Raw genomic sequence first — 20,357 nt, forward strand, 5'->3', positions numbered from 1 at the left:
CTAGGCGGTCGCCTCGGCCGTGGCCTGTACCGGCGCCGCCCGCTCCTGGTCGAACACCGTCTTGTCCATGAGCTCGGCGATCCGATCCCAGTCGTGGCGCCTGAGCAGCTTGCGCAGCTCGGGCGTCGGCGGTCCCCCGGCACGGCCCCTCAGCGCCTCGCAGGCCGCGGCGAAGCCCTCGGCGTCGTCCTGCAGCTCGACGACGCCGGGGAAGTCCGAGACGACGTCGGGCACGCGCGTGGACACCACGGGCAGGCGGGACGCCAGGTATTCGAGCGTCTTGGTGGGGCTGATGGACTTCGTGGCCTCGTTGAGGGCGAACGGCATGAGGGCGACGTCGAACTCCGCCATGTGCGCCGGCAGGTCCTTGTAGTCCTGCTGCCCGTAGTACGTGATGTTGGGCGCCTGCGGCAGATCCGACTCCTCGATCTTGCAGATGGGCCCGATCATCCGGATCTCCCACTCGGGCAGGCGTTCCGCGAGGCCCGCGACGAGGTCGAGGTCGATCCGCTCGTCCAGTACGCCCACATAGCCGGCCACCGGCTTGCTGCGGTCGGGCTCGGCCGCCCGCGCCGCCGCCGCGTAGTGCTTCACGGACACACCGCTCGGCACCAGGTGGGCGTCCTCCCGGCCCTGCTTCACCACGGACCGGTGCAGCGAGCGTCCACCGGCGAACACGACGTCGGCCCGCTTCAGTGCCTGGCGCTGGCGCACGAGCAGCTCGGCGGCCGCGTTCCTGAACGCCGCGAGGTCGTCCATGACGTCGAACACGAGCGTGGTCGGTTCGAGGGCGAGCGCTGCCTCCAGGACCAGGGGCGTGTAGATCCAGACGACGCGGTCGCCCGTGGGCGGGCCCAGGAGCTGGGGCAGCTGCGCCACGTAGTCGGGCATGACCTCGTCGAAGAAGCCCACGTGACGGCCCTGTTCCGGGATCTCGAGGTAGACGCGCGTCAGGCCGTCGATCTCGGTGGTGCCCAGCCGGTTCTCCGCCAGTTCGACGCCGGGGGGCGTGAGGGGTTCCTCGACGAAGAAGGTCCTGCGTCCCGGCGCCCGGTTCAGGCGTGAGACGATCTGCTGAGGCCGCTGCCAGACCCATTCCCACCGCAGGTGGGACATGACAATGAGTTCACTTTGCATCGACGATCCTCAATTCCATTCGAGTTGTTGTACGGGGGAGACGTGAGCCGAGATCGGTCTCGGGGGGCTGCTGCCAGTCCCAGTGGGACATCTGCTGCCGGTAGCCGTGCAGCCAGGTGGCCACGGGTTCACCGAGGGTGTAGGCCGGGAGCTCGCCGGAGCGCACTCCTCCGGCCGCGAGCGCGTACGACGTCGACATCACCGATGTGCGCCGCTCGAGGTCCTCGTCGAGCCAGTACACGCCCACGGGGTCCACGTGGCCCTCGCAGCGGAAGAGCAGCGAGTTCCAGTCGGTGGAGTCGACGACGGGGAACCAGCACACGCCCTCGAGCACGACGCCGCGGGCCTGGGCCTGCTCGCACTGCTCGAGCACGTACTTGAGCCACGTGGCGCGGTCGGAGGTACGGCCGCGGACGTTGGTCTCGGTGAGCATGCACGGCAGCCCGTAGCGCTCCCAGTACTGCTGGATCTGGTCGGCCAGTGGGAGCGGGGTGGGCGTGGGCGCCGTCCCTCCCTCCTCGCCGAAGTTCCACTGGCAGTGCGCGTAGTAGTCCAGGCCGAGGACGTCGATGGTCCCCGCCGGCAGGGCGAGCAGGCGCTCACCGCCCACGGGGGCGAGATCGCGGCCCAGCTGGCTGTCGACGTCGTACCCCCGGCCGAGGAACGCGTCGAGGGCGAGGAAGCGGCGGTCGTTGGCCATGTCCGCGTACCGCTGCCCGGAGGCGTCGGAGCCCGTGTGGAACTCGCAGGTGTCGACCCAGACGTGCCGGGCGTCCGGCAGCAGCCGGCGGTACAGGGTGCTCGCCCCGGCGACTGCCGGCAGCACGTTGACGAGGAGGTCCACGAACCCCTGCAGCCCCGAGTGGTAGGGCGGCCAGATGGCCTCGTGCCCGCACAGGAACAGCGTGGCGAACGGCTCGTTGAAGAGCGTGTACTCCTCCACCCACGGGTAGCGGCGGGCGAAGGCCTCCGCGTACCGCAGGTACACCTCGCCGAAGCGGGCGTCGGCGAACCCGTCGGTCAGCCAGGCCGGGTAGCTGGTGTGGTGCACGAGGTCGATGATGGGCCGGAAGCCGTGCTCGCGCAGGTACCCCAGCACCTCGTCCGTGGCGGACCAGTCGAAGACGCCCTCGGTCTCCTCGATGCGATGCCACCGCACGGGGTAGCGCAGCCGGGTGATGCCGGAGCGCGAGAGCAGGGCGAGGTCCTCGCGCCAGCGGGTGTCGTGTTCCGTGGTCTCGAAGATGTCCCGGTCGTGCGCGGGCATGAAGGTGCTCTCGAAGCCCCCGATGATCTCCAGCGGTGGCCCGCCCTCGCCGGGCGCGCTCACGGTGCGTCCTCCCGCGGGGTCCGGCGGGCGCCGAGTTCCTCGTAGACGACGTCGAGCAGCTCGGCGGCGCGCAGGTTCAGCCTGCGTGACTCGTCGAGGTCGGCGTCGAGCCGGACGACGTCCGCCCGCAGCTGTTCCACCTCGCCGCGGAGCGCCAGGATCTGCTCCGCGAGGCCCTCCGGCTCGGCGAACTGCAGCTCCATGTCCTCGGCCGTGGCCTGGGTGCCTGCCTGGGTCGTGTCGGTCATGCCCTCTCCCTCCTCACGAGCACGCGGCGGCTCATCGCCCCGCCTGCTCCGTCGTCGTCCTGCTCCTCGGCACTCAGCGAGTACCGGTGCAGCTGTTCCTGGAATCGCGTCCAGTCCACGGGCTGGTACTCCACCCAGCTCGCCGACCCCTCCTTCCCCGCCACCCCGACCTCGAGGAACGCCGTGCTCCCGGGGGCCGCCAGCAGGTGCCTGACGAGCATCAGCGTGGTGTCCCAGCCGAGCGGACTGAGCGCGTTGAACAGGTGGTTGGCGTGCACGTGCACCGTCGTGTCGAGCTCCGCGCAGCGCCTCCGCAGGTGCAGCGCGTGACGGGCCATGGTCAGGTTCGCGCGCTCGAAGGTCAGCCCGTCGTCGGCGAGGTGCTCCTTCGCCCAGGCGAGCGCAGGCCGGCTGTAGTCGACGGCGAGGACGCGGTGGCCGCGGTCGGCCAGGTGGCGGGCGTCGGCGCCGAGACCGCAGCCGAGATCCAGCACGGTGGACGACGGCGGCAGCTGTTCCGCGGCGGCGACGGCAAGGCCCGACGGCGCCCGTTCCGCGCCCCCCTCGATCGCGACGCGGTGGTGGTCCTCCCAGTTCTCGCGGTCCACGTCGAAGTGGTTCAGCCACCAGTAGTAGCGGCGGAACGCGGCGGGCGGCGTGATGAAGGAGAACGTCGGGTCCGGGACCTCCCAGGACGGCCCGTAGATCGCGGCGAGGAGCTGCGCGGGCTCGGCCGGACCCGGCAGCATGCGGCCGTTCACGGGCAACGGCTTCAGCGGGTGGAGGGTGACGGTGTCCGCGGGCTCCCGGGCGTGGAACGTCCCGTAGAACCAGCCCTCGCACTCGAAGTAGGTGAAGATGTCGAGGTAGAAACGGTCCGTCACCGTGCTCCCGGGGAACAGCAGCTGCAGGTGCCCGCTCGAATGCCGGACCGTCTCGTACCCCTGCTCGGCGAGCGTCCGTTCGATGCGGAAGCTCTCGAGGACGACGCCCGAGGGGTTGGTGTGCGCACTCAGGTAGGCGAGGTCGGCGTCGTCGTCGTGCGGGAGGATCCGCCCGTTGCGGATGGGCCCGAGGAGTGTGCCGCCGGTGACGAACAGGTCGATCCCGAGCGTGCGGTGCAGCACCTCGATGACGCGCTCGGCCTCGTCGAGGACCTGCTCGATGAGCGCGGCGTCCCGGCCCTCGAAGGACCGGGCGATCCGGCCCCACTTGTTGACGACCTGCGGGATCCCCGTGCCCGGCTCCGCCAGGGCGAACTCCGATGGATCGTCGTCGAAGGCGACCGTCGCCGCGGCAACCTCCCGGCCCGCGTGCTCGACGGCGAGCCGGGCCCGGCCCGTGAGCCGTTCGGCGAGGGAGGGCGGCCACGGCAGGTTCAGGGCGCCGTCGTCGCCCGGTTCGGGCGCGCGGACCGTCCAGATGCGGCGCCCGCCGAGGAGCACGGAGCAGGCATCGCCCGAGGGGATCCGGGCGCCAGGGATCACCAGCCGCTGCGCGTCGGCTGTCAGGGGCCCCGCCCTCACCGGACGCTTTCGAACTGCGTGGCCAGGGGGTCGACCTGCAGCAGCCGCACGTCGAAGACCTGGCCCGTGATGTCGGAGGCGAGCACCTGGGAGCACACGCGGGCGACGTCGCACGCCTGCACGAGGGTGGTCTCGTCCTCGCGGCCGAACGCCTTCTGCCGCATGGGCGTCGCGGTGCGGCTCGGGCTGATGCAGTTGACCCGGATCGCGTCGCTGCTCCACTCGTCAGCGAGCGCCTGGGTCAGGTTGACGAGCGCAGCCTTCGTGGCCGAGTACACCGTGTACTGGGCGCGGCCGCGCGTGTAGGAGCTGGACGAGAACAGGAGCAGCGACCCGCGCGAGGCGGCGAGGTAGGAGTGGGCCTCCTGCGCCACGACGAACGCGGCCATGAGGTTCACGCCGACGTCGTGCTGGAGCTGCTCGTCGCTGAGGTCCACGAGGTTGCCGATGGTCAGGACACCGGCGGTGAGCACCACGTGGTCGATCCGCCCGTACTCGGCGGCAGCCGCGGCCAGCGCACGCGAGACGGAGTCGCGGTCCTCCACGAACGTGCCGCTGCCGGTCCTGCTGTGGGAGACGACGTGCGCACCCTCGTCCTCGAGCTGCCGGCCGAGTTCGCTGCCGATGCCCGAACTGCCGCCGAACACCACCACGACGGCGTCGCGCAGCGAGGCCGCCGCGAACGGCACCGGGTCCGCGTGCTGGTGCTTGAGCTGGAACAGCTTGTCGGCCAGATGGATGTCGATGGGGTGCGTGATCTTGATGTTGGCCTCGTGGCCGGGCACGACGATGATCGGGACGTCCGGGCTGTACTTCAGCACCACCGAGCAGTCGTCCGTCGCTGCGAAGTCCGGGTCGGCGTGTGCGAGCCCGTAGGCCTCCATCAGGGTGTCCCACCGGAAGGCCTGGGGCGTCTGCCCGCGGCGGAGGGACGCGCGCGGCGGCACGGCGCGGATGATGTCGTGCTCGTCCACCTCGATGATGGTGTCCGCGGAGGGGATGCCGGTGTCGACGGCATCGTACGTGTCCAGCGCGTCGACGCACGCGCGGATGATCGACGGATCCACGAGCGGGCGGACGGCGTCGTGGAAGACGACCTTCGCGCCCGGCGTGGCGATCTCCCGGAGGGCCAGGTAGGAGGTCTCGTTGCGGTCGCGGCCACCCGGCAGCAGCCCCGAGAGCTTCGGGAAGCGGTCCCGCGTCACGAGCCGCTCCGCACGGTCCATGGTGCCGGGATCCATCATCACGATGATCTCGTCGATGAAGGGGCACTGCTGGAAGACATCCACGGTGTGCTCGAGGCTCGTGCGGCCCGCCACGGGCACCAGCTGCTTGGGGATCTCGAGGCCCATGCGGGTGCCGATGCCGCCGGCGAGGATCACGCCGACCGTTCGTCGGGGGCGTGCCTTGTTGTCCGCTGTGCTCGGTACGTCCATTCGGTCGGTGATGGTCGACATTGCCGCCTCCTTCTACGATTCGTGGTCCGATTCGGTGGTCCGATTCGTGGGCTCCGGTGAAGTTCCGTCAGCGTACTGACGGTTTCGGTGGTCCGGCAGGAAAAGTTCGGCCCGCGAAATCCTTGTGCAGGCGCTCGTTCTTTGCCTCGTGTTCGCCCGCCGTTCACCTTCGGAGGCCTCCTGACGCCCGTCGCCGGCACGTCGCGCCCGCTCGGAACTTCCGCCGGGGGCCCGCACGAGGCGCCCTCCAGAGCGATAGCCTGAGGTCATGGCAATCCGGGTGCTCGCTGTGGGCCGCAAGCACGAGAGCTGGGTGTCCGAGGGCATCGGGCGCTACGCGAAGCGCCTGAAGAAGCCGTTCGACCTGTCCTGGCAGCTGATCAGCCATTCGGCGCGGGAGCACGACGCCGCCCGCAGGGAGGAGTCCGAGCGGCTCCTGGCCCGGCTCGGCACCGACTACGTGGTCCTCCTCGACGAGCGTGGTCGGGCCATCGACTCGCCCACGCTCTCCCGCACCCTCCTCGCGCCGCTCGAAGCCTCGCGCAGCGTCACCGTGATCATCGGCGGCGCGTACGGCGTGGACGCGCAGGTGCACCAGCGTGCCGACTTCGTCTGGTCCCTCTCGCCGCTCGTCTTCCCCCACCAGCTGGTGCGCCTCATCCTGGCCGAGCAGGTGTACCGCGCGCAGGAGATCGCCGGCGGCCGGTCCTACCACCACGAATAGGCATCCCGGCCGGGCGGCGCAGGTAACGATCCCGGTACGGCCGTGTCCGCCTACTGGCGCTCCGGCATCCCGGGGCTAGGGTGAGGGCATGACTAGTCTGCTGGGGAGCAAGCGTTGGATCATGGCCGCTGCGGCCGCCGGAACCCTGATCGCGGTGAGCGGCTGTGCGTCGTCCGGGACGGACGACGGCGGGACGGCGGAACCGGCGTCGACCGCCGCGTCGGCGTCAGCGTCGGCGTCAGCGTCAGCGTCAGCGTCAGCGTCGACCGGGGCAGCGCCGTCGTCATCGCCGTCGGCCGACGCATCGGCGTCGCCGTCGGCCGACACCACGAGCGAGGCGCCGTCGAGCGCCCCCTCCGCGTCGGCGTCCCCGACCGCGGAAGCGCCGACGGCGCCGCCGTCGGAGCCCGCTGCAGGAGGGACCTGCACGGCCGTGCAGCTCACAGGAAGCATCGCGGACCAGCCGGGCGGCGGCGCGGCGGGCAGCGTGTACCGCACGCTCGTGCTGACCAATGCCTCCGATCAGGAGTGCACGCTGGACGGCTTCCCCGGGGTGTCCTTCGTGGATGCGGCCGGCGCCCAGATCGGGGCCCCCGCGGACCGCGACGGCTCGGCATCGACCCTCGTGTCGCTCGCCCCGGGGGCGTCGACCACCACCACGCTGCGGCAGACCAACGCCCAGAACTACGGCACGGACTGCGGGCTCACCACGGCCGCGGGCCTGCGGATCTACCCTCCCGGCGCCACCGATTCACTCGTGCTGCCCCAGCAGATCCCCGCCTGCTCCGCCGCGTCCGTGGTGCTGATGACCGTCGGGACGCTGCAGCCCGCGTCCTGACGGGTCGGCTCCGGTGCTCTGCGCCGCCCGTGCGATCTGACGCGCCCCGGACGCCGCCCGTGCGATCTGACGCGCCCCCGACGCCGGTCGTGCCGGCACGGCTCGTCCCTGAAACCTACTCCCGCCGTGCCCGCCACAGCGGCAGGTATCCGGTGCGCCGTCCCCCCATCGAGTGTCGGTGCGCTGGGGCATGATGAAGAGGTGACGACGCAGGTACTGACGAGGTTCACCCCGGCCACGCACGAGTGGTTCGCCGGTGCCTTCACCGAGCCCACCCCTGCCCAGGAGGGCGCCTGGTCCGCCATCTCCGCCGGTTCCAATGCCCTCGTCGTCGCCCCTACGGGCTCGGGCAAGACACTCGCGGCGTTCCTCTGGGCGCTCGACCGCCTGATCGCCTCGGGCGAGGGCAGTGGGGAGGCCGACGCCGACGCCCCTGCGCCGGCGTCCGGGAAGGGCCGGAAAGCCCCCGCGAAGCCGAAACGCACCACCCGCGTGCTGTACATCTCGCCCCTGAAGGCGCTCGGCGTCGACGTCGAGCGGAACCTGCGGGCGCCCCTGATCGGCATCACGCAGACGGCCAAGCGCCTCGGACTGCCCGCGCCCGGCATCACGGTCGGCGTCCGCTCCGGCGACACCCCGCAGGCCGAGCGCCGGGCGATGCTCACCCGGCCGCCGGACATCCTCATCACCACGCCCGAGTCGCTGTTCCTCATGCTCACGTCGAAGGCGCGCGAGACCCTGATGGAGGTGGACACCGTCATCATCGACGAGGTCCACGCCGTCGCGGGAACCAAGCGCGGCGCGCACCTCGCGGTGTCCCTGGCCCGCCTCGACGCCCTGCTGGACAAGCCCGTGCAGCGCATCGGTCTCTCGGCCACGGTGGAGCCCAAGGAGACCGTTGCCCGGTTCCTCGCGGGCAATGCGCCCGTGGAGATCGTGGCCCCGCCGTCCGAGAAGAAGTGGGATCTCACCGTCACCGTGCCCGTGGAGGACATGACGGAGCTCGGCGGGGCGGCCTCGAACACCGAGGACGACGGCGATCCGGTGCCGCAGGCGAGCATCTGGCCGCACGTCGAGGAGAAGATCGTCGACCTGATCGAGCAGAACCGGTCCACGATCGTGTTCGCGAACTCGCGCCGGCTCGCTGAACGCCTGACCGCGCGGCTGAACGAGATCCACGCGGAGCGCCGCGAGCGCGACGCGGTGTGGGCCGCGGGCGGCAACCCGGCCGCCGTCGAACCCACGGCCGCGCCGTCGTTCGCCCACACCACGGCGACCCCTGCCCAGATGATGGCGCAGGCCGGGCAGACCAGCGGCGCCGAGCCGCTTCTCGCGCGGGCGCATCACGGCTCGGTGTCCAAGGACCAGCGCGCGCTCATCGAGGACGATCTCAAATCAGGGCGGCTGCGCTGCGTCGTCGCGACGAGTTCGCTGGAGCTGGGCATCGACATGGGCGCGGTGGACCTCGTGGTGCAGGTCGAGTCGCCGCACTCCGTGGCGAGCGGCCTCCAGCGCGTGGGCCGCGCCGGCCACCAGGTGGGCGAGGTCTCGCAGGGCGTGCTGTTCCCCAAGCACCGCGGCGACCTCGTCAACACCACGGTCACGGTGGAGCGCATGCTCGCCGGGCAGATCGAACCCCTCTACATCCCCACCAACCCGCTGGACATCCTGGCGCAGCAGACCGTCGCGGCCGCCGCGCTCGGCACCATCGACGTCGAGGAGTGGTTCGACGTCGTCCGCGCCTCCGCGCCGTTCGCCACCCTGCCGCGGTCCGCGTTCGACGCGACCCTCGATCTCCTCGCCGGCCTGTACCCGTCCGACGAGTTCGCCGAGCTGCGCCCGCGCATCATCTGGGACCGCGTGGAGGGAACCATCACGGGCCGACCCGGGGCGCAGCGTCTGGCGGTCACCTCCGGCGGTACCATCCCCGACCGCGGGCTGTTCGGGGTGTTCCTCGTCGGGTCCGAGGGCGAGGGCCCGCGCGCGGGCGGCCGCCGCGTCGGCGAGCTCGACGAGGAGATGGTGTACGAATCGCGCGTGGGCGATGTCTTCGCCCTCGGCGCCACCAGTTGGCGGATCGAGGAGATCACCCACGATCGCGTGCTGGTCTCCCCCGCCTTCGGCCAGCCCGGCAAGCTCCCGTTCTGGAAGGGCGACTCCCTCGGCCGGCCCGTGGAGCTCGGCCGCGCCCTCGGCGCGTTCAACCGCGAGATGTCGGGGTCCACGCCGGAGAAGGCGCAGGAGCGGTGCGAGAGGATCGGCCTGGACGCGTGGGCGTCCGGCAATCTCATCACCTACCTGACGGAGCAGCGCGAGGCCACCGAGGTGGTGCCGAGCGACCGGACACTCGTGGTCGAGCGGTTCCACGACGAACTCGGCGACTGGCGCGTGGTGCTGCACAGCCCCTTCGGTATGCCCGTGCACGCGCCCTGGGCGCTCGCCGTCGGCGCCCGGCTCGAGCAGCGGTACGGCATGGACGGCGCGGCGATGGCATCCGACGACGGCATCGTGCTGCGGGTGCCGCTCATGGAGGACGAGCCCCCCGGCGCCGACCTCTTCCTGTTCGACCCCGAGGAGCTCGACGGCATCGTCACCGCCGAGGTCGGCGGTTCCGCGCTCTTCGCGTCCCGGTTCCGCGAGTGCGCCGCCCGCGCCCTGCTCCTGCCACGGCAGAACCCGAGCAAGCGCACGCCCCTGTGGCAGCAGCGGCAACGGTCGGCGCAGCTGCTCGACGTCGCCAAGAAGTATCCGACGTTCCCGATCGTGCTCGAGACGGTGCGCGAATGCCTGCAGGACGTCTACGACCTGCCCGCGCTGAAGGAGCTCGCCGCGTCCATCGAGCGCCGGGAACTGCGCATCGTCGAGGTCACCACGCAGCAGCCCTCACCCTTCGCGCGGTCCATGCTGTTCGGCTACGTGGCGTCCTTCCTGTACGAGGGCGATTCACCGCTGGCCGAACGGCGGGCCGCGGCGCTCTCGCTCGACCCGACGCTCCTCAACGAACTGCTCGGCCGGGCCGAGCTGCGGGAACTGCTGGATGCCCGGGTCATCGCCGAGACGGAACTCGAGCTGCAGCGCCTCCGGCCCGACCGCCTGGCGCGGGGGCTCGAGGGCGTCGCGGACCTGTTGCGCCTGCTCGGACCGCTCACCGTCGAGGAGATCGCCGAGCGGCTCGAGGCCCCCACGGACGAGCAGCCCGTGACCGTCGATGCCGCCACGCGTCCGGGCACCGAGTCCCCCGACGCTTCCCCGGACGGGGATGCCTCCGACGAGGCGCTGATGGCCGGCTCCCCGGCCCCGGCCCGCGGCCGCGCGTCCCTCGAGGTGGTGGGCCGCCATGTAGCGGCACTCGTGAAGGCGAACCGTGCCCTGACCGTGCACATCGCCGGCGCCGAGCGGATCTCGGCCGTCGAGGACGCGGCCCGCCTGCGCGACGCCCTCGGCGTCCCGCTGCCCATGGGTATCCCGCTGGCGTTCATCGAACCCGTCGACGACCCGCTCGGGGACCTCGTGGGCCGCTACGCGCGCACGCACGGTCCGTTCACCGCCGCCGAGGCCGCGGCCCGCCTGGGCCTCGGCGTCGCCGTCGTCGCCGGCGCGCTGCAGCGCCTCGCCGGCGCAGGGCGCGTGGTGGAGGGCGAGTTCCGCCCCGCAGAGTCCGTGCCCGTCCTCGACATCTCGGCAGCCTCGGGTGCCGCCCCGGGCACCATCACCGTGCATGCGCCCGCAGCGAGCGAGTGGTGCGACGCCGAGGTGCTCCGCCGCCTGCGCCGCCGGTCGCTCGCCGCGCTCCGGCAGGAGGTGGAGCCCGTCGACCCGGCCGCGTACGGCCGGTTCCTGCCCGCCTGGCAGCACATCGGCTTCGGCCTGCGCGGCCTCGACGGCGTGATCACGGTCATCGACCAGCTCTCCGGCGTCCCGATCCCCGCCTCGGCGTGGGAACCGCTCATCCTCGCGCAGCGCGTGGCCAACTACGCACCGGCGATGCTCGACGAGCTGACGGCGACCGGGGAGGTGCTGTGGTCCGGTGCCGGGTCACTGGCCGGCAACGACGGCTGGATCGCGCTGCACCTCGCCGAGAACGCACCCCTGACCCTGCGGCCGGATCCGGCGTTCGAGCCGACCGCCCTGCACACGGCGCTGCTGGACCTGCTGGCCGGCGGCGGCGGCTACTTCCTGCGGCAGCTCACCAACCTCCTCGACGTGCAGGAGGCGACCCCCGACACCGCCGTCGTCACCGCCCTCTGGGACCTGGTGTGGGCCGGCCGGATCAGCAACGACACCTTCACGCCCGTCCGTGCACTGCTCGCGCACGGCAAGACGGCGCACAAGCAGAAACCGGTCCCGGCCCGGGCCCGGACGTCACGGGCGGGGCGGCTGGGCCGCGCACCCGGCAAGTCCCTCACCGGGGCGTCGATGCGCCTGAGCGCCGCGGCGGACGACGGCGGCAGCTACCAGCGGCCCACCCCTCCCCTGGCCGCCGGCCGCTGGAACATGCTGCCCGGGGTGGAGGCCGAGACGACGCTGCACGCCCACGCCACGGCGGAGCTGCTCCTCGACCGGTACGGGGTCGTCACGCGCGGCGCCGTGGGACAGGAGGGCATCCCCGGAGGGTTCGGCCTCATGTACAAGGTGCTGGCACGCCTCGAGGAGATGGGCCGGTGCCGGCGTGGCTACTTCATCGAGCATCTCGGTGCCGCCCAGTTCGCGGTGCCCGCCACGGTGGACCGGTTGCGCTCGTTCAGCGCCGACAACCAGTTGCCCACGGCACAGGACGTACTGGGCGGCGAGGCCCCTCCCCTGAAGGCCGTCGCGCTCGCGGCCACCGATCCCGCCAATCCCTACGGTGCCGCGCTGAGCTGGCCTCAGGCCGACGGCGGACACCGGGCGGGGCGGAAGGCGGGCGCCCTCGTGGTGCTCGTGGACGGAGCGCTCGCCCTCTATGTGGAGCGCGGCGGGAAGACCTTGCTGACCTTCACGGAGGACGCCGATGTCCTGCGCGCCGCCGCCCTGTCCCTGGTCACGATCATCCGCCGGGGCGCCGCGGACAAGATGGCCCTCGAGAAGGTGAACGGCGGGGAGATCCTGGACACGGACATCGGCCGCGCACTGGCCGCCGCCGGCTTCCATTCCACACCGAAAGGGCTGAGGATCCGTGCCTGAGGGGGATACCGTCTGGCGGGCCGCCCGCGAGCTGCACCGCGCCCTTGCGGGGAAGGTGCTCACGCGCTGCGACATCCGCGTTCCCCGCTTCGCCACGGTGGACTTCACCGGCGACACCGTGCAGGAGGCCGTGGCCCGGGGAAAACACCTGCTCATCCGCGGCGGGGGCGACGACGGCTGGGACATCCACTCGCACCTCAAGATGGAGGGCCTCTGGCACGTCTACGCCCACGGTGAGAAGTGGCGGCGTCCCGCGTTCAAGGCGCGGTGCATCCTGGAGACGGAGGACGCCGTCGTCGTGGGGTTCGAGCTCGGGTTCCTGCGGGTCATCCCGCGCGCCGAGGAGGAGGGCGCCGTCGGCTACCTCGGACCCGACCTCCTGGGGCCCGACTGGGACCCGGACGAGGCGCTGCGCCGGCTGCTGGAGCAGCCCGAACGGCCCATCGGCCTGGCGCTGCTCGACCAGCGGAACCTCGCCGGGATCGGCAACGTGTACCGGTGCGAGCTGTGCTTCCTCGCCGGGGTGCATCCGCTCACGCCCACGGGCGAGGTGCCGAACCTGCCGCGCATCGTCGAGCTGTCGAAGAAGCTCCTCGAGGCGAACAAGGCGCGCAGTACCCGGGCCACCACGGGGCAGCTGCGCGGCAACACGCTCTGGGTCTACGGGCGGTCCCGTCGCGGATGCCTGCGCTGCGGGACGCCCGTGGCCCTCGAGCAGCTCGGCGACCGGGAGACCGAACTGCGCGAGCTCTACTACTGCCCGCACTGCCAGCCGCGATTGGGAACCCCGGCCGGGGCGGCACTACCCTGACGGGGTGGACGGCGACGGGCGGGTGATGCGGTGATGGCGATGCGCTCACCCCTGCCCGTCCGCAACGGCGTCAACGCGACCCGGCTCAGGCTACCCACCGAGGGTCCCTGGGAGACGGCGCTCGAGTACATCCTGGACCGGTTCGACCACGTGGATCCCGAGGGCATCGGCGAGCGCTTCGACCGCGGCGAGGTGGTCGCGCTCGGCGGCGAGGTCCTCACGCGCACCACACCGCTGGGCGAGCACACCTTCGTCTGGTACTACCGGGAGCTCCCGGTGGAGGAGCGGCTCCCGGTCGAGCTGACCGTGCTGCACAGGGACGGGCACCTGCTCGTCGTCGACAAGCCGCATTTCCTGCCCACCACCCCGGGCGGGATGTACGTCGCGGAGTCCGCCCTCGTCCGGCTGCGCGTGGAGTTCGGCCTCCCGGACCTCATCCCCATGCACCGCCTGGACCGCATGACGGCGGGCATCCTCATGTTCTCCGTCGATCCCGAGACGCGCGGCGCGTACCAGCTGCTCTTCGAGAACCGGCGCATCAGCAAGGAGTACCGTGCGGTGGCGCCCGTACGGCCCGAACTGCACCTGGACACAGAGCCGCTCGACGTGCGGAGCCGGATCGTGAAGTCGCGCACCTACCTCCTGGCGCAGGAGGTGGAGGGGCCCGCGAACACGCACACCACCGTCAGCCTGCTCGAGCAGCGCAAGGACCGGGGACTGTACCGGTTGCAGCCGCACACGGGCAAGACGCACCAGCTGAGGCTGCACATGGCCTCGCTCGGGCTCGGCATAATCAACGACCCGTTCTACCCCGTGCTCCACCCGCAGGCACCGGACGACTACACGCGGCCGCTGCAGCTGCTCGCGCACAGCATCGCGTTCCGCGACCCGCTGACCGGCGCGGACCGGCAGTTCGAGTCCGGCCTCGCCCTCAGCGAGTTCACCTGACCACCCTGACCCCGGGCAGCCCGGGACCGAGGTAGTGACCGGGCGGTAGATTTGCAGGGTGGACCTGCCCGGCACGGACATCCCAGCACCGCTCTACCTCCTCGTCATGTTCGCCGTCATCGTCGTCGACGTCGTGCTTCCCGTCGTGCCCTCGGAACTCCTCGTGATCGGCGCCGGCACCATGTCCGCCCACAGCGGGCTCCTGCTCCCCTTCGCCGTCCTCACCACGTTCGCCGGGAGCTGGCTCGGCGACGTGGCGATCTTCCTGCTGTTCCGGCGCCGGCTCACCCACTTCCTCGACCGCTTCCGGTGGGGCCGCGCGATCCATCGTGGGCTGCGCAACGCCATCGAGAAGGCCGGCACCTCACCCACCTACGCCGCCGTCGTCGCCGTCCGTTTCCTCCCCGGCGGACGGACCGCGAGCGTGGCAGCGGCGGGCATCGCCGAACTGCCCGTCCGCCCGTTCATGCTCGCCGCCGCCGGTGGTGGCGTGCTGTGGACCGCCTGGCTCATCGGGCTCGGCTTCGTCGCGGGCGCATCCACCGGGCTGCCCGCGGGCGTCAGTGCCCTGCTCGGGATGGCGGTCGGTACGCTGGTAGGAGCCATCACGGCGGCAATCCTCGCCGTGAAGAAGCACCGGAAGGCCCCCACAGCGCATGAGCACCCCGAAGACCCCGGGACCCCGGCTTCCTGAGAAGCCGGTCCGGCCGCCGACGATCGCCCGTCGGACGCCCGCGGCCGAGCCGCGCACCGACACGGCGAGCGTCCTCGACCGCCTTCGGGCGGCGCGACCCCGCACCACGGCCGCGCACGAGGACGAACAGTCCGGGACGACGTACGATCCCGGTGCGCCGGCCCCGGCACCGCAAACCGGCTCACCGGACGGACGCGTCACCCCTGCCCGCAGCGCCGCTGCCGAACCTCGGCCCGGAGGCGCCGTCAGCGGACCGCCGACACCCTCCGGCCGCGGCGGCACCGGCTTCAGTGGCACCGGCTTCAGTGGCACCCGGGTGCGCGGTGCCGATTCGGCCGATACCGGCTGGAGCGACGGCTCCAGCCCGGAGGGCGCCGGCGGCACACGCTCTTCCGACCGACTCCGCATCGCGGCCGAGAAGGCGAGAACCGCCGCGGATGCGACCTACGGTGCCGCCCGTCGCGGCAGCACCGCAGCCGCCGGTGCCGCCCGTCGCGGCAGCACCGCAGCCGCGCGCCACGCCCGCACCTGGGATCAGGACATCGTGCGGCAGATCGTCGTCACCGTCTGCGCTGTGGCGTGCATTCTCGGCTCGGCCGCGGGCGTCGGGGCCTTCGGCGGTCCGTCGATCAGGGACGCCGCGGGCGGGCTGTTCGCTCCGGACGCGACGCTGCTCGCGCCGTCGTCGTCCGCGTTCTCCATCTGGAGCGTCATCTACGCGGGACTCGTGGCGTTCACCGCGTTCCAGTGGCTGCCGTCGCAACGCCGGACGGGACGCCAGCGGCGCCTGGGCTGGATCGTCGCCGCGTCGATGCTGCTGAATCTCGCCTGGATCCTCAGCGCCCAGGCCGACCTGCTGGCCCTGAGCCTCGTGGTGATCATGCTGCTCTTCTTCACCCTCCTCGCGGCCGTTCGGACCATGAACAACCATCCGAACGGGACGCGGCTCGAAGGCGCACTCGTGGATACGCCGATCGGCCTCTACCTCGGGTGGGTGCTCGTGGCGGCGGCGGCCAATGCCGCGGCGGTCCTCACCGCCGGCGACGTCGACCTCTTCGGCTGGGGAGGCAGGGTGTGGGCCATCCTCGGGATCGTCGCGGTCCTGATGACCGCGGCCGTGATCTGCTCGACCGACCGCGGACGCCTCGCCGTCGCCGCTGCCACGTCCTGGGGATTGCTGTGGATCGCCGTCGAGCGGGTACTCGGGCAGCCGTTCGCGGTGAACGTGGCGTTCGTGGCAGTCCTCGCCATCTTCCTGCTGCTCATCACCGCGGGCTCCCGCCGGCACCGGGTGGATCACGCCTACCGGCGCTGGCTGCGCGCCCAGGAGGACGCGCAGCGCGACCCGATCGACCTCACCGGCGACGACTACGAGGAGTCACGCTACTAGGCGTACCCCGGCCGGAGCGCGAGGAGTCTGCAGAGCCGAGCGGGCTCCCGGATCAGCCCTGCTCACCGACCGTGACGGCGATCTTGCCCCGCACATGGCCATCCATGCTGCTGCGGAAGGCGTCCGCGGCGCGCTCCAGCGGGAAGCTCTCCGCGAGGACGGGCTTCACGCTGCCCGCTTCGACGAGTTCGGTCAGCGCCAGGAGATCGGCCGGGTTGGGCCGGACGAAGATATAGCGGCCACCCTCGTCCTTGACCTCGGCATCCGTGACGGACGCGACCCGCTCAGGGGACTTCAGGTGCTCGAGCGATACAACGCGGTCCTCCCCGCCCACGAAGTCGACGACGGCATCGAGCCCTTCCGGTGCCACCTCGGCGAGGCGACCGGAGAGACCCTCGCCGTAGGTCACCGGTTCGGCGCCCAGCGAGCGCAGGAACTCGTGGTTCTTCTCGGACGCGGTGGCCAGGACGCGGGCACCCCACGCCTTCGCGATCTGGATGGCGTAGGTGCCCACTCCGCCGGCGCCGTTGTGCACCAGGACGGTGTCACCCGCCCCCACCCCGACGGCCTGCAGCGACTGGTACGCGGTGAGCCCTGCGAGAGGCATGGTCGCAGCCTCGGCCCAGGACACGTTCTTCGGCTTGCGGGCGAGCGCCCGCACGGGGGCGGCCACCTGCTCGGCGAAGGTGCCGAGCCCTACGGTGTCCATGCGGACGTACCCGATGACCTCGTCACCGGCCTGGAACTCCGTGACGGACGGGCCGGGCTGCACGACGACGCCGGCCACGTCCCAGCCCGGGATCACGGGGAAGTACGTGGGCAGTGCTCCGTCGAGGTAGCCCGCGGTGATCTTCCAGTCCACGGGGTTCACCGAGGATGCGCGGACGTCGACGAGCACCGAGTCCGGCCCCACCTTCGGGTCGGGCTGCTCGCCGTACTGCAGCACGTCGGGATCGCCGTACTGCTCGTAAAACACTGCCTTCATGGTGCTCCTCCTCGGGGTGGTCCGGCCGATGCCGCTCGGCTTCCAGAGGCGGCAACAGGCACCGGTCGGCACCTATTCCGAAGGGGCCCCACCGGCGGGACGGCGACCAGGACCCGGGGACACCGCGATCAGCCCGTGTTGCGCATCCCCGCAGCGACACCGTTGATCGTGATCAGCATGGCCCGCTGGATCTGCTCGTCGGGCCGTCCGCCGTCGGACTCGGCCCGCACGCGGCGCAGCAGTTCGACCTGCAGGTAGGAGATCGGGTCGAGGTACTGGTCGCGGACGGCGAGCGACCGCTTGAGCACGGGCTGGTTGTCGAGCAGTTCGTGTTCGCCGGTGAGCCTCCGGATCTCGGCCAGGGTCAGCGCGTACTCCTCGCGGATCACGCCGAAGAGGTGCTGCAGTTCGCCGGGCACCAGGGCCTCGACGTAGTGTGCGGCGATGTCGAGGTCGGTCTTGGCGAGCGTCATCTCGACGTTGGAGACGACGGTGCGGAAGAAGTGCCAGCGCTCGAGCATCTCCGTGAGGAGCTCCCCGTGACCCGCCTCCCGTGCGGCCCGCAACCCGGAGCCGACGCCGAACCAGCCCGGGACGATCTGCCGGGACTGCGTCCACCCGAACACCCACGGGATGGCGCGGAGCCCGCCGAGGCCGCTTCCCGAGTCGGGGCGCTTCGACGGGCGCGAGCCGATGTTGAGGGACCCGAGCTGCTCCACCGGCGTCGAGGCCAGGAAGTAGGCGGGCAGGTCCTCGTGGTCGATCAGGGAGCGGTACCGGGCGAACGCGGCGTCGGACACGGTCTCCATGACCTCGGCCCAGCGGCCGCGGTCGTCGTCGGACGTGCGGGGCGTGCGGTGCAGCGCCGAGCCCTGCATGACGGCGGCCAGCGAGAGTTCGAGGTTCTCGCGGGCCAGGGCCGGCAGCGAGTACTTGTCGCTGATGACCTCGCCCTGCTCGGTGAACTTGATCTCGCCCTCGAGGACGCCGTTGGGCTGCGCGAGGATGGCGTCGTACGTGGGTCCGCCACCGCGGCCCACCGATCCGCCGCGGCCGTGGAACAGGCGGAGGCGTACACCGTGTTTGGCGGCGACGTCGCGCAGGCGGCGCTGGGTCTTGTGGATCTCCCACAGGCTCGTGAGCACGCCGGATTCCTTGTTGGAGTCCGAGTAGCCGAGCATGACCTCCTGCAGGTCCCCGCGCAGGCGCACCACCTCGCGGTACGTCGGGTCGGACAGCAGGGTGTCCACGATGTCGGCGGAGACGCGGAGCTCGTCCACCGTCTCGAGGAGCGGCGCGAAGCCGATCTTCGCGAACGCCCCGGAGTCCGGGCCGCCGGAGCCGTCACCGACGACGTCGACCAGCCCCGCCTCCCGGGCCAGCACCACCGGTGCGAGCACGTCGTCCGCCCCGCGGGTCATGGACACGATGTACGTCTCGATGACGTCGGGGCCGTACGTCTCCAGCGCCGAGCCGACCTCGCGGAAGACGTCGAACGTGCGCCGCGCGCCGTCGTCGAGCGGTGGGGTGACCGAGGCGAGCGGCCGCCGGGACGCCAGTTCGCGGGACAGTGCCCGGAGGCGGTCCTCGCGCGTCAGCTCGAGGTAGGGCACGTCGAGCTCGCCGAGTCGGTCGGTCAGCTGGGCGACGACGTCGTGGTGCATGTCCGCGTGTTCGCGGATGTCGAGCGTGGCGAGGTGCAGGCCGAAGGAGGAGATGACGCGCGACGCCGTCGCGAGCGCGCCGTCCGCTGCGAGCCCCGCCGAGTGCTGCCGCAGGGAGTCGCCGACGAGCCGGAGGTCCGCCAGCACCTGATCGGTGCCGGCGTAGTCGCGACCGGGCTCGTGCGCCGTCTGGTTCTGCACGCGGGCCGCGGTGTTGAGGAGCTTCGCCTTCACGCACGTGAGCTTGAGCCGGTAGGGCTCCTGCGCATTGAGTGCGAGGACCCGCTTGTCGAGCCGCGGCAGGTTCGCGAGGTCGCGTTCGATGGACGCGCCCAGCTCCGCGGACGCCGCGACGATCGCCGTCGAGGACGACAGCGACGAGATCAGGCGGTCGATGAAATGGATGGCGATCCGGACGGCCTGCTGGTTCTGGATCTGCAGGATGTCCCGGGTGACGGCCGCCGTGACGTTCGGGTTCCCGTCGCGGTCACCGCCGATCCACGACCCGAACCGCAGCGGCGCGCCCTCGGCCGGCAGGGCGACACCGTGCTCGGCCAGGAGGTCCGAGAGGTCCTCGAGCAGTTCGGGCATGGACGTGGTGAGGATGTCGCCGAGGTAGTAGATGGCATTGCGGGCCTCGTCGATCGGCGTGGGCCGCACCTGGCGCAGCTCGTCGGTCTGCCAGATGAGGTCGATCACCTCGGCCAGCCGCCTGTCCTGGCGGCGTCGCTGCTGCGAGCCCTCCGCCGTCGTGTCCGCGAGGATGTCGGAGAGGCGGCGCAGCTTGTCCAGGACGGAGCGGCGGGAGGCCTCGGTGGGGTGGGCCGTGAACACCGGGCGGACGTCGAGGGCCTGAACCACGTCGGCGAGGGCTTCGGGACCGGCATCGGCCGCGATGCGCGATACGGTCTGCGCCAGCCAGCCGTCCTCCTCCGACCGTGTCCGCAGCCCGCGCACGCGGTGCACCTGCTCGGCGGCGTTGGCGAGGTGGAAGTAGGCGGCGAAGGCCCGGACCAGTTCCGTGGCCCGGTCGATGGGGAGCGCTGCAAGCAACTCCCGCACCTGCTCCGTCAGGGCTGCCCGCTCACCGGCATCGGCACCGGCGCCCGATTCCTTGGACTGCTTGGTCAGCCGGCGGACACGCTCCACGAGGTCGAGGAGCTCCTGGCCGTGCTGCCGCACGAGCGATTCGCCGAGCAGGGTGCTCACGCGCCGCACGTCGGCGCGGAGGTCGGAGCTGAGATCGCCCGCAGCACCCCCGAAGGGGTCGGCGGCCTGCAGAGGGGACACTTCGAGGGGCACTGTCACAACGGCCTGCTTTCAGGGCACGGAAAACGGGGCGTATGCGGCACTGGATACGACGGATTGCTGTTGGGATCCTACCCAGTAATGTGGCGGCCGCCTCACCTCGTCCGTCATGTGGCCGGGAGACCGCTCCCGGG

At 71.7% G+C, this 20,357-nt stretch carries 15 protein-coding genes; 7 read left to right on the forward strand and 8 right to left on the reverse strand.

Annotated features, from left to right (window positions below; translation table 11 throughout):
• From AC4D2O_RS00760 to AC4D2O_RS00780, 5 genes are read right to left on the reverse strand one after another with little or no spacing between them, the layout of a single operon-like run.
• On the reverse strand, positions 1-1,137 hold the full coding sequence (locus tag AC4D2O_RS00760) for a glycosyltransferase (RefSeq protein WP_490904594.1): 1,137 nt from the start codon (positions 1,135-1,137) through the stop codon (positions 1-3).
• Entirely contained in the window at positions 1,127-2,467 is a 1,341-nt protein-coding gene (locus tag AC4D2O_RS00765) for a family 1 glycosylhydrolase (protein WP_490904596.1), read from the reverse strand. The genes AC4D2O_RS00760 and AC4D2O_RS00765 overlap by 11 nt, the downstream gene beginning before the upstream one ends.
• Positions 2,464-2,715, reverse strand: a complete 252-nt coding sequence (locus tag AC4D2O_RS00770) for a hypothetical protein (protein WP_490904597.1) — start codon at positions 2,713-2,715, stop codon at positions 2,464-2,466. The genes AC4D2O_RS00765 and AC4D2O_RS00770 overlap by 4 nt, the downstream gene beginning before the upstream one ends.
• Entirely contained in the window at positions 2,712-4,241 is a 1,530-nt protein-coding gene (locus AC4D2O_RS00775) for a class I SAM-dependent methyltransferase (RefSeq protein WP_490904599.1), read from the reverse strand. The genes AC4D2O_RS00770 and AC4D2O_RS00775 overlap by 4 nt, the downstream gene beginning before the upstream one ends.
• Positions 4,238-5,698 (reverse strand): SDR family NAD(P)-dependent oxidoreductase, encoded by a 1,461-nt coding sequence (locus AC4D2O_RS00780; RefSeq protein WP_490904600.1) that lies wholly within the window; start codon positions 5,696-5,698, stop codon positions 4,238-4,240. Before AC4D2O_RS00780 ends, AC4D2O_RS00775 begins: the two co-directional genes overlap by 4 nt.
• A gap of 268 nt (positions 5,699-5,966) precedes the next feature.
• Between AC4D2O_RS00780 and AC4D2O_RS00785 the strand changes: the two genes are divergently transcribed.
• Entirely contained in the window at positions 5,967-6,422 is a 456-nt protein-coding gene (locus tag AC4D2O_RS00785) for a 23S rRNA (pseudouridine(1915)-N(3))-methyltransferase RlmH (RefSeq protein ID WP_490904601.1), read from the forward strand.
• Positions 6,423-6,497: 75 nt separating this feature from the next.
• Here the strand turns inward: AC4D2O_RS00785 and AC4D2O_RS00790 are convergent, their stop codons facing one another.
• Positions 6,498-6,866, reverse strand: a complete 369-nt coding sequence (locus AC4D2O_RS00790) for a hypothetical protein (protein WP_490904603.1) — start codon at positions 6,864-6,866, stop codon at positions 6,498-6,500.
• Between AC4D2O_RS00790 and AC4D2O_RS00795 the strand changes: the two genes are divergently transcribed.
• The 6 genes from AC4D2O_RS00795 (at position 6,856) to AC4D2O_RS00820 (ending at position 16,266) form a co-directional block, all read left to right on the forward strand.
• Entirely contained in the window at positions 6,856-7,260 is a 405-nt protein-coding gene (locus AC4D2O_RS00795; protein ID WP_490904604.1) for a DUF4232 domain-containing protein, read from the forward strand. The genes AC4D2O_RS00790 and AC4D2O_RS00795 overlap by 11 nt on opposite strands.
• 201 nt (positions 7,261-7,461) lie before the next feature.
• Positions 7,462-12,423 (forward strand): Lhr family helicase, encoded by a 4,962-nt coding sequence (locus AC4D2O_RS00800; protein WP_490904606.1) that lies wholly within the window; start codon positions 7,462-7,464, stop codon positions 12,421-12,423.
• On the forward strand, positions 12,416-13,234 hold the full coding sequence (locus tag AC4D2O_RS00805; protein WP_490904607.1) for an Fpg/Nei family DNA glycosylase: 819 nt from the start codon (positions 12,416-12,418) through the stop codon (positions 13,232-13,234). The genes AC4D2O_RS00800 and AC4D2O_RS00805 overlap by 8 nt, the downstream gene beginning before the upstream one ends.
• Before the next feature lie 39 nt (positions 13,235-13,273).
• Positions 13,274-14,182 carry a pseudouridine synthase gene (locus tag AC4D2O_RS00810; protein ID WP_490904608.1) on the forward strand — a complete coding sequence of 303 codons (909 nt, stop codon included), beginning with the start codon at positions 13,274-13,276 and terminating at the stop codon, positions 14,180-14,182.
• Positions 14,183-14,240: 58 nt separating this feature from the next.
• Positions 14,241-14,876, forward strand: a complete 636-nt coding sequence (locus AC4D2O_RS00815; protein ID WP_490904609.1) for a DedA family protein — start codon at positions 14,241-14,243, stop codon at positions 14,874-14,876.
• Entirely contained in the window at positions 14,839-16,266 is a 1,428-nt protein-coding gene (locus AC4D2O_RS00820; RefSeq protein WP_490904610.1) for a TspO/MBR family protein, read from the forward strand. Before AC4D2O_RS00815 ends, AC4D2O_RS00820 begins: the two co-directional genes overlap by 38 nt.
• Before the next feature lie 52 nt (positions 16,267-16,318).
• Here the strand turns inward: AC4D2O_RS00820 and AC4D2O_RS00825 are convergent, their stop codons facing one another.
• Positions 16,319-17,251 carry an NADP-dependent oxidoreductase gene (locus AC4D2O_RS00825; RefSeq protein ID WP_490904611.1) on the reverse strand — a complete coding sequence of 311 codons (933 nt, stop codon included), beginning with the start codon at positions 17,249-17,251 and terminating at the stop codon, positions 16,319-16,321.
• Positions 17,252-17,379: 128 nt separating this feature from the next.
• Positions 17,380-20,217 carry a phosphoenolpyruvate carboxylase gene (gene ppc, locus AC4D2O_RS00830; RefSeq protein WP_490905160.1) on the reverse strand — a complete coding sequence of 946 codons (2,838 nt, stop codon included), beginning with the start codon at positions 20,215-20,217 and terminating at the stop codon, positions 17,380-17,382.
• Between the last annotated feature and the right edge of the window lie 140 nt (positions 20,218-20,357).

This window comes from Arthrobacter sp. TJ-238 (assembly GCF_058269215.1).

Coding starts and splice junctions, on each gene's coding strand:
- AC4D2O_RS00810 (WP_490904608.1), top strand. CDS start 13,274: ATGCGCTCACCCCTGCCCGTCCGCAACGGCGTCAACGCGACCCGGCTC.
- AC4D2O_RS00820 (WP_490904610.1), top strand. CDS start 14,839: ATGAGCACCCCGAAGACCCCGGGACCCCGGCTTCCTGAGAAGCCGGTC.
- AC4D2O_RS00780 (WP_490904600.1), bottom strand. CDS start 5,698: ATGTCGACCATCACCGACCGAATGGACGTACCGAGCACAGCGGACAAC.
- AC4D2O_RS00785 (WP_490904601.1), top strand. CDS start 5,967: ATGGCAATCCGGGTGCTCGCTGTGGGCCGCAAGCACGAGAGCTGGGTG.
- AC4D2O_RS00770 (WP_490904597.1), bottom strand. CDS start 2,715: ATGACCGACACGACCCAGGCAGGCACCCAGGCCACGGCCGAGGACATG.
- AC4D2O_RS00825 (WP_490904611.1), bottom strand. CDS start 17,251: ATGAAGGCAGTGTTTTACGAGCAGTACGGCGATCCCGACGTGCTGCAG.
- AC4D2O_RS00760 (WP_490904594.1), bottom strand. CDS start 1,137: ATGCAAAGTGAACTCATTGTCATGTCCCACCTGCGGTGGGAATGGGTC.